At 72.8% G+C, this 13393-nt stretch carries 7 protein-coding genes; 2 read left to right on the top strand and 5 right to left on the bottom strand.

The window, feature by feature from the left end; all coding sequences use genetic code 11:
• Nucleotides 1–2: 2 nt before the first annotated feature.
• From ACFTZC_RS20615 to ACFTZC_RS20635, 5 genes are all read right to left on the bottom strand, one after another.
• A complete protein-coding gene (locus ACFTZC_RS20615; protein WP_382891697.1) occupies nt 3–1523 on the bottom strand; it encodes a Wzz/FepE/Etk N-terminal domain-containing protein in 1521 nt (506 codons plus the stop codon).
• Nucleotides 1520–2887 carry a Wzz/FepE/Etk N-terminal domain-containing protein gene (locus tag ACFTZC_RS20620; protein WP_382891699.1) on the bottom strand — a complete coding sequence of 456 codons (1368 nt, stop codon included), beginning with the start codon at nt 2885–2887 and terminating at the stop codon, nt 1520–1522. The genes ACFTZC_RS20615 and ACFTZC_RS20620 overlap by 4 nt, the downstream gene beginning before the upstream one ends.
• A complete protein-coding gene (locus ACFTZC_RS20625; RefSeq protein WP_382891701.1) occupies nt 2884–4149 on the bottom strand; it encodes a glycosyltransferase family 4 protein in 1266 nt (421 codons plus the stop codon). Before ACFTZC_RS20625 ends, ACFTZC_RS20620 begins: the two co-directional genes overlap by 4 nt.
• Nucleotides 4139–5464 (bottom strand): nucleotide sugar dehydrogenase, encoded by a 1326-nt coding sequence (locus ACFTZC_RS20630; protein WP_382891703.1) that lies wholly within the window; start codon nt 5462–5464, stop codon nt 4139–4141. The genes ACFTZC_RS20625 and ACFTZC_RS20630 overlap by 11 nt, the downstream gene beginning before the upstream one ends.
• Nucleotides 5465–5563: 99 nt before the next feature.
• On the bottom strand, nt 5564–7042 hold the full coding sequence (locus tag ACFTZC_RS20635) for a sugar transferase (RefSeq protein ID WP_382891705.1): 1479 nt from the start codon (nt 7040–7042) through the stop codon (nt 5564–5566).
• Nucleotides 7043–7689: 647 nt separating this feature from the next.
• Between ACFTZC_RS20635 and ACFTZC_RS20640 the strand changes: the two genes are divergently transcribed.
• Nucleotides 7690–11976 (top strand): trypsin-like peptidase domain-containing protein, encoded by a 4287-nt coding sequence (locus tag ACFTZC_RS20640; protein WP_382891707.1) that lies wholly within the window; start codon nt 7690–7692, stop codon nt 11974–11976.
• 229 nt (nt 11977–12205) lie between these two features.
• Nucleotides 12206–13342, top strand: coding sequence for a hypothetical protein (locus tag ACFTZC_RS20645; protein ID WP_382891709.1), 1137 nt, complete (start codon nt 12206–12208; stop codon nt 13340–13342).
• Nucleotides 13343–13393: the final 51 nt, after the last annotated feature.

The raw sequence follows: 13393 nt of genomic DNA on the forward strand, positions 1-13393 counted from the left end.
TCCTACCGTGCCTCCTGGTCGCTGTCCGGGACCCGTGCCGCCCAGCTCGGCAGCCGCTCCGTCCGTCCTCGCTCCGTCCCGTTCCGCCGGGCCGCGGGCTCGTTCCGGCCGGGCGGCGCGGTGCCCGGCCCGTTCCACAGCGTGCCGTCGGTCCGGTCACGCGGATCGGGGTCGATCAGCACCACACCGATCACCGGGACGCGCTGGTCCGCGAGGTGGCGCGCCACGGTGTGCAGCCACGCGGCGCTGCCGTGCCCGGCCCGTACGACGAGCACGGTCCGGGTGCCGAGGTGCCGCAGGTCGGTCCACGCCGTGCCGGGCGCCACCGAGCCGACGCCGAGCCGGCGCTCCTGACCCGACCCGGCCGCGGCCTCCTCGCCGCTGACCACGGCCGGGTCTCCCGGCTTCGGGCGGCGGCCGGCCAGCCGGCCGCCGGGCAGACCGTCGACGACGACCACCGGCCCCTCCGCCGCCAGTGCCCGGCCGAGGTCCAGGGCGATCGCGCTCGCGCCGCGCGGGCACCCCAGCTCCAGCAGCGACACCGGCCGGTCGGAGCCGCGCACGGTGCGCGCCAGGGATGTGACGAGCCGTTCGTGTGCCGCCCGGGTCCGCCGGCGCCGCCACCACCCGGCCGGCCGGCGGGGCAGTTCCGCGATGACCGAGGCGCCGAGGTTGGCCGCGATGTCCCGGCGCAGTACGGGGCGGTCCGCCACCACCGTGGAGACCGCGGCCACCGAGAGCCCGAGGACGAGCCCGAGGACCAACCCGATCCCGGAGTTGGTGGCGGCGGTCCGCGGCAGGGAGTGCCGCACCGCGCGCGGGGCGTCGACGATCTGTGTGCCGGCGACGAGCCGGGGCGTGCCGATGCCCGCCTCCGAGGCCCGCCGGCCGAAGTCGGTGATCCGCGAGGTGAGTTCGGCCCGCCGGGCGTAGAGCGACTCCATGGCCGCGGACGCCTGCGGCCCGCCCTGCGGCGGTCCGTCCCCGATCGCCTTGTCGACCTGGGCGAGTTCGTCCCGCATCCGGTCACGCTGGTCGAGCAGCCCCTTGGACTCGGCGTTCGCGGCCTGCCGTATCCGCCGCACATGGTCCGCGACGAACGCCTCGGCCAGCGCCCCGGCGCGGGCCACCGCCGCCGCGTCGCTGTCACCCGTCACTGTGATCCGGAGCAGGTTGTTGGTCAGGCCGACACCCCCGTACTCCGCCATGAAGTCCTCCGGTTTCTCCGGGGACCCGAGGGAGCGCAGGGCCTGACCGGCGATCAGCGTGGTCCGCAGCAGCGCGGCGTCGGTGCGGATCAGCGTTCCGGGGTCGTTCGGCTGGTCCTCCTGGTGCAGGACGAGCACCGTGGTCACCGCGGTCGGCGGCTGCGGCATCAGGACCGCCACCGCCGCCCCGGCGAGCAGCCCCAGCAGCGCCAGGGAGCACCAGAGGCGGCGCCGCCTGCGTACCGCCACCACCAGCGACTGAAGGTCCAGCAGCGGAGCGGCGGTCGGCGGCTCCGGAGTCGTACGCGTCGTCACCCCGGACCTCCCGTCGCGTCGGCGCCCACCGCGAGCGCCGGCGTGGCGGCGTCCCGGGGACGCCCGGCGGCGCGCGTCGGACGGTCCCGTACCGCGCCGGCGACGACGACACCGACGACCTCGTGCCCGGCGTCCGCACACGCCTCGGCGAGGCCGGTCAGCTCTCCGGCGGTCCAGTTGCCCGCGCCGAGCACGACCAGGGCCCCGGACTCGTCGTCGCGGTCCGGCACCATCGGCCGGGACACCGGGACCGCCACCACCCGCGGCAGCAGCTCGCTCCCGGCCTCGGCGACGAGCCGCCCGGCGGCCCGGCGGGCAATCTCGTCGCCGTCCGGGACGACGACCAGCAGCCGCCGGAGGCCCGCCAGTTGGTCCCGGAGGCGGGCGCACACCCGCCGGTAGCGGATCCGCCGGCCGGCCTCGTCGCCGGACGCCGGCAGGACCGGCAGGTCCCACCGGACGTCGGCGCCCAGCAGCCGGCGGACCGTGGTCCGCGGGCCCCGGCCCTCCGGCCGGTGCGTGCGCCGTTCATCCGGTACGTCGACGGTGCCCAGCAGCGCCGAGCCCAGCGCCGCGGCGATCTCCGGTCCGGTGCGCGGCCGGCGGCTCATCCGCGCGGCGGTGAGATGGCCGACGATCGCGAGCAGGAAGAACAGCAGCGCCCCGCCGCCGATGAGCTGCGCCCTCGTCGGCGGTGCCGCGCCGGCCGGCCGGGCCGCCGGCCCCATGACGACCATGCCGGCCTGGTTGGCGGCCGGGTCGGCCTGGTCCAGCTTGTTGACGGCCTCCTGCAGCGCGGTGCGCAGCTTCGCCAGCTCGGTACGGGTCGCCACGCTCTCCACCGTTTGCCCCGGATCGGCCGCGTCGGCCAGCTCGGTGATGCGGCGGCTGGTCCGCGTCACCATCTCCCGTAGCGCCTCGGGGCGCGCCGCCGCCTCGGGGTCGGTGCTGTCGCCCGCGATCCGCGCGGCGAACGCGACGAACTGCCGGGCCACCTCGTCGGCGAGCCGCCGCGCGCGCTCCGGGGTGTCGGCCGTGCCCGAGATCCTGATGATGTTCCCGTCGGCGGCCTCGGCGCTCACCCGGTCCCGCAGCGCGCCGTCCCCGGCCCCGGCCCGGCCGAGCGCCGCGGCCGCGCGGTCGAGCACCACCGAACTGGTCGCGATCTCCGCCTGCGTCAGCAGCTCGCGCTCCTCCCACGCCCCCGGCAGCAGGACCGACGCCGATGTCGTGTACCGCGGCGGGAAGAGCACGGAGGCGGCGAACCCGACGAGCGCGCCCGCCACGGCGACGAAGGCGAGCAGTCGCCGGCGCCGGCGGACGATCCGCCCGATCGTGGCCAGCCGTATCGTGTCGTCGCTCAACGGTGCGGCCTCTTCCCTGCCCGGTCCGGGCCGCCCGCCGGCGCCGGAGCGCTGTCCCGGCAGGCGGCGGCGTAGGCGGCGAGCAGCGCGCGCTGGGAGTTCCGCCAGGAGAGCGCCCCGCCGATCCGCTCCTGGCCGATCTTGCCCATCCGGGCCCGCCGCTCCGGATCGTCCAGCAGCAGCGCGATGAGCGCGGCGAACTCGGCCTCGTCGTCGGCGGACGCGTACACGGCGGCGTCACCGGCGGAGACGCGCGCCTCCCGGAGGTCGAACGAGACGATCGGCCGGCCCATCACCATGTACTCCAGGACCTTGTTCATCGTGGACACGTCGTTGAGCGGATTGCACGGGTCGGGGGAGAGGCACACGTCCGCCGTCGACAGGTAGCGCACCAGCTCGGCGTCCGGAACGCGCCCGGTGAACTGCACCTGCTCCGCGAGCCCGAGCCGCCGGGACAGCGCCACCATCGCGTCGAAGGTGTCACCGCCCCCGACGAACACCGCGTGCCAGTCGGTCCGCCCCAGCTCGTCACGGAGCTTCGCGAGGGCCCGCAGGGCATAGTCGACGCCGTCCTGGGGGCCCATGACGCCGAGGTAGCACAGCAGATGGGGCTTGCCGCGCTTCAGCTCCGGCTCGGGCGGTACGGGGTGGAACCGGTCGGTGTCGGGCGCGCTGCGCACCACGAAGACATCCGCCGGACGCCGGCCGCCCCGGCGCACCGCGACGTCCCGGTAGCTCTCGTTCGTGGCGAGCACGATGTCCGCGGCCCGGTACGTCAGCCGTTCCAGCGCGGACACGGCGCGGTGGAGCAGGTCCTCGCCGCGGCCGAACCGGGAGAGGTACAGCTCGGGCACCAGGTCGTGCTGGTCGAAGACGAACCGCGCGCCGCGCCGCTTCAGCCACAGGGCCGGCAGGAACAGCAGGTCGGGCGGGTTGCAGGCGTGGACCACGTCGACCGGGCCGACCTTCCGGGCCAGCCGTACGGTGTGCCACAGCGCCGCTCCGTACTCCCGCAGGTAGCCGGCCGGCCCTCCGGTGGCCGCGCGCAACGGGTAGCGGTGGATCCGCACCCCGTCGATCTCCGCCTCCGCCTCCGTGTCCCGCTTGCTTCCCCGGGGGCAGATGACATGCACCTCCCAGCCCGCGTCGCGCAGCGTCGTGCACTCCTGCCACACCCGCCGGTCGAACGGCACGGACAGGTTCTCCACCAGGATCAGCGCGCGCCGGCCCGGCCGGCCGCCGCCGCTCACGTCACCAGGCAAGGCCCACGTACCCCGGCTCGGCCCGGCGCGCCTCGGCGTCGGGAAGGCGGACGAGGTCGACGATCACCGGTCCCTCGCCGTGGGGCAGCGCCGCCAGCACGGCCGGATCCCTGGTCCCGACGAGACACACCTCGGCATGGTCCAGCACCTCCTCGACGGAGTCCGCGAGAAGCTGCGCCAGGTGCGGCAGCCGGGTCTCGATGTACTCGCGGTTCGCGCCGAGCAGCCGGGACAGGCTCACATTGGCGTCGTAGATCCGCAGGTCGTACCCCTTGCCGAAGAGCCGCTCCGCCAGCTCGACGAGCGGGCTCTCGCGGAGGTCGTCGGTGCCGGGTTTGAAGGACAGCCCGAACAGCCCCGCCCGGCGCTTGCCGGTGCGCTCGACCAGCTCCACCGCGCGCTGCAGATGGTCGGCGTTGGAGGGCAGCACATGGGCGAGGATGGGCACCGAGACATCGGCGCGCCGCGCCGCGTGGACCAGGCTGCGCAGGTCCTTGGGCAGGCAGGAGCCGCCGAAGGCGAAGCCGGGCCGCAGATAGGCGGGGCTGATGTTCAGCTTGCGGTCGGCCAGGAACACGTCCATCACCTGGTGCGAGTCCACCCCGAGCGCCTGGCACACCGCGCCCAGCTCGTTGGCGAAGCCGATCTTGAGTCCGTGGAACGCGTTGTCCGCGTACTTGATCGCCTCGGCCGTCGGGACCGGCACCCGGAACACCTCGCCGGGCAGGCCCTCGTACAGCGCCGCCACCACATCGCCGCTCGCCGGGTCGAGTTCGCCGATGACGGTCTTGGGCGGGTCGAAGAAGTCCCGCACGCTCGTGCCCTCGCGCAGGAACTCCGGGTTGACCGCGACCCCGATGTCCACCCCGGCCGTGCCGCCGACGTACTTCTCCAGGATCGGCAGCAGCAGGTTCAGACAGGTGCCCGGGAGCATGGTGCTGCGGAACACCACGGTGTGCCGGCCCCCTTGCTCGGCCCCCTCGGCCAGCGCCGCGCCGATCTCCTCGGTGACCCGCTCCAAGTACGTGGTGCACAGGCTGCCGTTGGGCTCCGACGGTGTGCCCACGCAGACCAGCGACACCTCGCTGTCCGCGATCGCCTCGCGGACGTCGCCGGTGGCGCGTAACGCCCCGGTCCGCACGCCCTCGGCGACCAGCTCGCCGATCCGCTCCTCGACCACCGGGGCCTTGCCGTCGTTGACCAGGTCGACCTTCACCTGGTTCACGTCCACCCCGATGACCTCGTGCCCCATGCCGGCCAGGCACGCGGCCGACACACAGCCCACGTAACCGAGCCCGAGAACACTGACTCTCATGACGCGTTCCTCCCCCCAGCTCTCATGACCCGTTCCTCCCCCAAGGCAGGCATCCCCGGCCTGCTTTCCGCGCGCCGGCGGGATGGCGATCGCCGCGCATCAGTAGGCCCCCTGCCCGTAGACCACGGCACGCAGGGTCTTCCACAAGATCACCGTGTCCAGGGCGAGCGACCAGTCCTCCACGTACCGCAGGTCCAGCCGGACCGCCTCCTCCCACGACAGGTCGCTGCGTCCGCTGATCTGCCACAGACCGGTGAGCCCGGGTTTGACCAGCAGTCGCCGCCGGATGTCCGGGCCGTACGCGGCGGACTCCTCCGGCAGCGGAGGCCGCGGGCCGACCAGCGACATCGAGCCGGTGAGTACGTTGAAGAGCTGCGGGAGCTCGTCGACCGAGTACCGGCGCAGCACCGCCCCCACCCGGGTCACCCGCGGATCCCGGCGGAGCTTGAACAGCAGGCCGGCGCCCTCGTTACGGTCGGCCAGCCCGTCGCGTGCCCGGTCGGCCCCGGCGACCATGGTGCGGAACTTGAACATGGTGAACTCGCGGCCGTCCTTGCCGACCCTGCGCTGGCGGTAGAACGCCCCGCCCCGGCTGTCCGCCACCACGAGCAGCCCGACGAACGCCATCAGCGGCGCGAACACCACCAGCAGGACCGCCGCGCCCAGCCGGTCGACGACCTCCTTGACGGCCCGGCGGCCCCCGGTGAAGGCCGGCATGCTGACCCGCAGCAGCGGGATCCCGAGCACCGCGTCGATGTGCAGCCGCGGACCGGCCACCTCCATCAGCACGGGGGCCACGACCATCTCGGCGTCGCTGCCTTCGAGGTTCCAGGCCAGCCGCTGCAGCCGGTCCGGCGACCAGTGCGGATCCGGTGTGATCGCGACGACCCGGTAGCCGTCGCGCCGGACATGGCCCGCGACATCCGCCGGCCGGCCGACGACCGGCACACCGTCCAACTGCCCGGCGTCGGGCCCGAAGCCGTCCGTCGTGCACACCGCGTCCACCCGCCAGCCGAGGTGCGGGAACTTGCGGGTCCGGCTGATCAGATCGCGTACGGTGTCCGGGCTCCCGGCGGCGAGCACCGGTCTCAGACACCGCCCTTCCTTCCGCTGTCGGTGCAGCCAGAGGCGCAGCAGATACCGCACGGTCATGGTGACGAGCGCGATCGCGGGGATCGCCACGAAGATCCAGAGCTTGATGTTGCGCGAGGTGAGGGCGATCCCGCCGAGCGCCAGGAGGACGGTCGCCGCGAACAGCGAGCGCCCGAGCCGGCGGAATTCCTCGGCGCCCTGGCCGAGCACGGCCGGAGCCCATGACCGGCCCACCGCGAGCGCCCCCAGCACCAGCAGTTCGGTGCCGAAGGCGAGAATCCCCCACTTCTCATGCCAGTTGGCCGCGTCCCGGGCCCCGAAGAAATTGCCGATCGCCGCCACCACGAAGGCGGTGGCCACCGTATCGCCGGCGATCACGGTACGGCGGTACCGCTGCTCCCAGTCGCTCGCGGGCCGGCTCATCGCCCCGTTCGCCAGACGCCCGCGCGCTGACGGAAAAGGGCTGAGTAATCCCCCTTGACGCACAGAACCCCCCAAGGTCCCCAGTGGTTCGACGACTTCGCCTCACACTGTGCTCCGCTCCGGGAGGCCCCCACCTCCCGCACCGTTCCTCCCCCGGGGACCCCCGCCCCCCCCCCGCACATGCCAACCGGGCTGTTCGAGAACGACGTGAACAACCCGCCCTGACGGCAACGGACTCGGAGGCCCTGCCGGTCTCTCAAGGTGCGCGGAATCCCGTCGAAACCCCGGGCGCTCCCCGCGCCCAAGGCCCCTCCCGGGCTCCAGGAACTGCTCACCCCGGCGCCTGGCGCCGGGGGCGTGACTGCTGGCTTTCCGTACGGCCGGACCTATAGATCATTAACAGTCACCTCGGGCCCGAAGGGCCGAAGCACGGTCAATCTAGACCATCGAGGCCAGGATGAAGAGAGGGTGTGTGGAATTTGTGGTCAGGCTTTGAGGCAGGATCCATCAATCGGTCACGACCCACCGATCTCTTCAGGCCATCGAGCCGCTCCAGCCCCTCCCAGGGCCCCGGGAGGGCCGGTCCGCGCGCCGTCACACTCCGCCGAATCGTCCGCTCCGCACGGGCGTTGTGCGTAAAGTGACGCCTTGGAGCAGTTGGGCCGATGTGCGTGACGTGCCGTCGGACAGGGGATCCGGGGGGACCGGCCATGGCCGCTGTACGGGGGAACGACGTCCTGGAGGCGTCGCAGGTACGGGTGTACGCGAGCGACGGCCAGGTGGCCGGGGCCGGATTCCTGATCGCCGGGGACGTGCTGTGCACCTGTGCGCATGTCGTCGCCGGCGCGCTCGGCCTGCCGGAGGACGGACCGGACGAACCGCCTGACGGGACGGTCGAGTTCGACTTTCCCCTGCTCGCCGACCGTCCCCGGGCGCGCGCGACGGTGGAGTCCTGGCGTACCGGCGGCGCCGATGTCGCGCTGCTGCGGCTCGGTGAACCGGCCGAGGGCGCCCGGCCCGCACCGCTGGCCGACGGGACGGACGTGTGGGGACACACCTTCCGGACAATGGGCTTCCCGGCCGGCGCCGACCACGGCGTGTGGGCCCGCGGGACGCTGCGCGCCGGGCAGGGCACCGGATGGGTGCAGATGGAGACGGACGAACCGGGCCCGCGCATCGTGGAGGGCTTCAGCGGGGCGCCGGTCTGGGACGACACACAGAACGGCGTCGTCGGCATGACGGTCGCCGCACACCCGGGGCAGCCCACCGCGTATCTGCTGCCCTCGGCCGATCTGGTCGACGAGGCGACGCTGGAGCCGCGGTGCCCGTTCCAGGGGCTGTCCGCGTTCACCGAGGACGCGGCGGAGTTCTTCCACGGCCGGGACGCCGACACCGAACGACTGCTCGCCGCCGTACGCAGCCGTGCCCTGACGCTGGTGGCCGGGCCTTCGGGGTGCGGCAAGTCGTCGCTCGTACGGGCCGGGGTACTGCGCCGGCTGCGGGCGGCCGGGGCGGACGTCACGGCGCTGCGGCCCGTGCCGGGGGTGCGCCCGGCCGCCGTCGTCGCGCGGGCGCTGGCCGGAGTGCTGGAACCGGAGCTGGGCGAGATCGACCGCCTCGCCAAGGCGGAGGAGCTGGCGGGCCTGCTGGACGCGGGCGACGGCATCGCCTCCGCACTGCGCGCCCGGGTGCTGGCCCGGAGCGGAGGCTCCCGCCATGTCCTCTTCGTGGACCAGTTCGAGGAGTACGTGGGCGCCGAACCGGACGCGGGCCGTGCGCTCTTCGGCCTGTTCGCCGACCTGGCCGGCGACGGACTGCGGATCGTGGCGACGGCACGCCCCGACTCGCTCGACGCCCTGAACACGGCCGGAACCTCCGCCCTCGTCAGCGAGGCCGTCCAGTTCCTCGCCCCGCTCGCAGGGGAGGGCCTCGAACAAGCGGTGACGGCGCCCGTCGACGCCGTACCCGGGCTGTGGTTCGAAGCGGGCCTGCCGGAGAGGATCGTCGCGGACGCGGGTGACGAGCCGGGCCGTATGCCGCTCGTCCAGTTCGCGCTGACCGAGCTGTGGCGGCGGCGCAGCCGCGCCATGCTCACCCACGCGGCCTACGACGACCTGGGCGGCGTCGCGGGCGCGCTCGTCGGCTACGCGGACGACGCCTACGCCAAGCTGTCGAAAACCGAACAGGACCGCGCCCGGCGGCTCTTCGTCCAGCTCGCCCGCCCGGGCGACGGCGTCACCTTCACCCGCAGGCCCACCCGCACGACCGACCTCGCCCCGGAACTCGTTTCCCTTGCACGGGATTTGGCACGCGGAAAGCTAGTCGTCCTCTCCCACACACCGGGCGACGACGAGCACGAGGAGATCGTCGACCTGGCGCACGAGGCCCTGACCGTCCACTGGTCGCTGCTGCGGGGCTGGCTCGTCGACTCCCGCGACTTCCGCCTCCGGCAGGAACAGGTACGCGCCGACCTGAACCGCTGGCAGTCCCAGCAGCGCGAGCCCGCCCGCCTGCTCAGCGGCACGGACCTGGCCGAGGCGGAGCGCCTGCTGGAGGCGCACCCCGAACCGGACGACATCTCCCCGGCCGAACGGGAGTACATCCACCTCAGCGGCAGACATACCCGCCGGGTCGCCCGACTGTGGCGGAACGCGATGACGGGGGTGGGCGTGCTGAGCGCCGTCGCGCTCATCCTGGCGTTCACCACCTATCAGAACCTCCAGCGGGCCGAGGACCAACTCCGCGCCCAGGCGGCCGGCCTCCTCGCCCAGGCCGCCGAGGAGCGCCCGGCCAACGACCCGGGTACGGCACTGCAATTGGCTCTGGCCGCGTGGCACGCGAAACCCACCGCACACACCCGGCAGGCGCTGCTGAGTCAGTACACGCGGGGCCAGTACGTCACGGGCACCTATCCGTCCCTGTGGCGCGGCAGTGTCCACAGTCTGGCCGCGAGCGAGGACGGCCGGGTGCTGGTGGTCGAATCGGAGGCGACAGCCGGTGAGCGGTCCACGCTCACCGTGATCACCGGCGCCCTCGACGGGAAACCCCGCGCGAGGGAACTCGCCGACGTCCCCGACGGCAAGCTGCGCGTCGCGGTGAGCCCCGACGGACGCTTCGTCGCGGCCACCGCCGGCCTGGAGAGTGTCCGCCTGTGGCGGACGGACGGAGACGGCGCGAAGCGCCCGGCGACGCTGGAGCCGGGCCCCCACGAAGTCCGCGGGGGCGAGGTGAAGGCAAGTCTCGACTTCAGCGGCGACGGCAGGCGACTGCTGCTGGCGATCGCCCCTCTCCGCGGGTGCGTCACCGTCGGCGAGGGGTGCAGTTCAGGTCTTGTGGCCGTGTGGGAGACCCCGTTCGGCGACCGCACGGAGGCGCTCCACCGGATCCCGCTGCGGGACGGCATGGACGATGTCGCGTTCACCTCCGACCCGGACTCGGTGGCGGTACTCAACTCCACAACGGACGGGAGCGTCGTCGAGGTGCGCGATCTGGCGTCCGGGAGCCGGCTGTACTCCAGAAGGGTGGCTGCGGACCATGGGGCGGAACTGCGGGCAGGGGGCGAGGTCGTCGTCCACACCGACACCGGAAGGGCGCTGGAACTCGACCGGACGCCGTCGGGAACAGCCCTGGAGCTCGGCCGGACACCGGGGCGTTCGTACCAGGTGCCCGTCGGGGGAAGACTTCCCGACGCCACCACCCGCTACACCGTCGAGTACCTCAACATCAACAGCGCCGACGAGACGGTACTCAAAGGGCTGAGCTACCAGGAAAAGATTCTGACCGACGCACGGACCGGCCGCACCTTCCGTACCCGCATTCCCTATTCGGGCGACGCGTCCCTGTACGGGGCGGGTGTGGCGGCCGTCCCGAGGAAGGGCGGCGGGCTCACGGTCCTGGCGGCCGTGGGCTCGACGCTGGTGGAGACACGCGCCGAGCCGGTCGGCAGCGAGCGCTTCCATTCCAGTGGTGTGCAGAGCGAGGCATTGTCCCCGGACAAGCGTCTCCTCGCCCGGGCCGGAAACGGCCGACTCGCGGTCCTGGACGTCTCCCGCAAGCGACTGCGGTCGGTTCGGGTTCCCGAACCGACCCCAGGCCAAGTGGAGCGGTGGAAGCTGGCCTGGACCGCCGACTCCCGGCGGGTCGTGCTGTGGGACCGGGAGGGCCGGCTGCGCTGGTCGTACGCGGTGGCCGACCTCGGCTCCCGCCCCGTGGCCCTCGGTGACGCGGCGCCGGACTTCGGCCGGATCCAAGGCGTGGTCGGTATCGGCGGCAGTGAGATCGCCGTGATCTCCGACGGCGCCCGGCTGGCGCGGATCGACGCCACCGACGGAAGGATGACGACACGGCCCTTCTCCGCCCGTCAAGGCCCGCAGGAGGACGAGGGCCTGGACGACATCTTCGTCGGTGTTCAGCTCGTGGCCAGGCCGGACCACCCCGGACAGGTCGCGGTGGTCACGACCGGTGGCTCCGGGCGCGGCGAGATCCTGCTGTGGGACCTGCGGGGACCCCGGCGCGTCGACGCGCTGCGCGGTGCCCCTGTCAGCTCGCTCGATCAGGTGTTCAACGACAAGCCGTACGCGGCAACGCTCGCCTTCGATCCTGCGGGCACGCACCTCGCGGTCGTCAACACCGATGGTCAGGCGCGGGTCTGGGACGTAGCGGCCAGGAAGCAGTCCGCACGCAGCATTCCGTGGACGGTGGACGACAGTCTCGTCGGACTGACACCGGACGGGGACGTGGTCGTCTCCCGCGCCGGGCTGCTGTATCTCACCGACCCCGACAGCGACGGAAGCGGCCTCTCGATCCCGGCCGTACCGGGGTGGGCCTACGTCGACGGGCACCGGCTGGCCGTCGACTCGGGGGCCGCGCGGCAGAACTTCGACCTCCGCCCCGAGGCGCAGTTCCGCGCCCTCTGCGACGCCGCCGGCCGGGACTACACCGATGCCGAACGCGAACTACTGCCCGACGGCACCCCCGACGGGCCACCGTGCTCCTGACTTTGTCCGAGTGCGCGGCGGCAGCTCGCCTCCGGGACGGTTCGCAGCCCGCAGCCGTGCCCGCAGGCCTGCACCCGGACCTGACGGAGATCCCGCGGCGGTCGTCATCGCTGTCCCCTGCCACCGGCAGCGGAGAGTGAGGACGGCTGCCGCGGAGAGGAGCCCGTAGGCAAAGGCGGGCAGTGAGATCACATGAGTCCTTGATGCGCAGACATGTCACTCTTCGGACATGATGGCCGGGAATGGGTTCTTTCCCGGCGCGCGGCACGCGGTCACCCTGGTCATCAGGGGAGGCAACGGCAGCGCCGAGGGAGCCGCCATGTCCGGACCGCTGTACGTGCCCGTACTTCCGACCCGTCCGTATGCGGCAGACGCATATCGCCGCCTCCGTCCCGAAGTTCAAGGCGCCACGGCACCGTTGTGGAGTCTGCCGCCCCACCACGGCCTGTCGCCGTCGGCGCTGGCCGCCGCGGTCCGCAGAGAGGTGGCCGTGGTGGGCAAGGCTCAGCGTCATCACGCGGCATGGCTGGACGCACCTTTCGCGGACGACACCCACGTACTCCCGCTCGCCGCGGTCCTGCGGCGCGCCGGAACATTCGGCCCGTTGCGTCCGGTGACTGGCCCTGAGCGGTCTGCCCGGCAGCAACAGTCGGCGATGGCCACTGCGGCGGACTCCGGCGACGGCATCGGTATCCGTGTCCGTATGCCGGGGGAATGGGACGGCGACACCGCCGACGCAGTACATGACCTGCTGGAACGCACTGATCCCAGGGTCCCTGTGGATCTGCTCCTGGATCTCGGCGGTGTCCTCGCCGACCGGCCCGACGCCGGCAAGGAGACTCTTCGGGCGCTTGACGCCATGCACTCCCTCGCTGCTTGGAGAACTATCGCCATGATCGGCGGCGGCGTCCTTCAGGCGACAGCCGGGGCGTTGGAGGAGGGATGGTACGAACAGCCGCGCAGGGAATGGAAAACGTGGTGCCATGTGACCGAAGGCGACCGAGCCTACCTACCCAGGCTCCGCTACGGTGACTACGGTGCTCAACCCGCCGCAAGCCTCGCCCGCGACACACGGTCCGGAAAGGGCGGACCCCCTTGGGGCGTGCTGCGCTACACCACCGAACAGTCCTATGTCGTCGCCAAGATGCTGACACGTGGCGACGCTCGCGTCGCCCACAATCGTACGGCCGCCCGTCGACTACTGGACATGCCCCAATTCCGGGGACCGGTCGCCGGAGCCGCCGAGGCATGGCTGCGCGACTGCGCGTACGGCAGCGGAACCGGTGGAACGGGCAACTTCAGTACCTGGCTCTGGGTCGGTAATGCCCAGCACATGACGTATGTCGTGCACAGCTTGCGTGATTGAGGCTGCCTCGATTGGTGGGGCGAGCATGCCTGCCGATGATTCTGACCGTGC

It is taken from the genome of Streptomyces sp. NPDC056987 (assembly GCF_042673865.1).
In the GTDB taxonomy this organism is placed as follows: Bacteria; Actinomycetota; Actinomycetes; order Streptomycetales; family Streptomycetaceae; genus Streptomyces.

Excerpts from the sequence above, each read along its gene's own strand:
- ACFTZC_RS20630 (WP_382891703.1), bottom strand. The coding sequence starts at position 5,464 with ATGAGAGTCAGTGTTCTCGGGCTCGGTTACGTGGGCTGTGTGTCGGCC.
- ACFTZC_RS20640 (WP_382891707.1), top strand. The coding sequence starts at position 7,690 with ATGGCCGCTGTACGGGGGAACGACGTCCTGGAGGCGTCGCAGGTACGG.
- ACFTZC_RS20645 (WP_382891709.1), top strand. The coding sequence starts at position 12,206 with ATGATGGCCGGGAATGGGTTCTTTCCCGGCGCGCGGCACGCGGTCACC.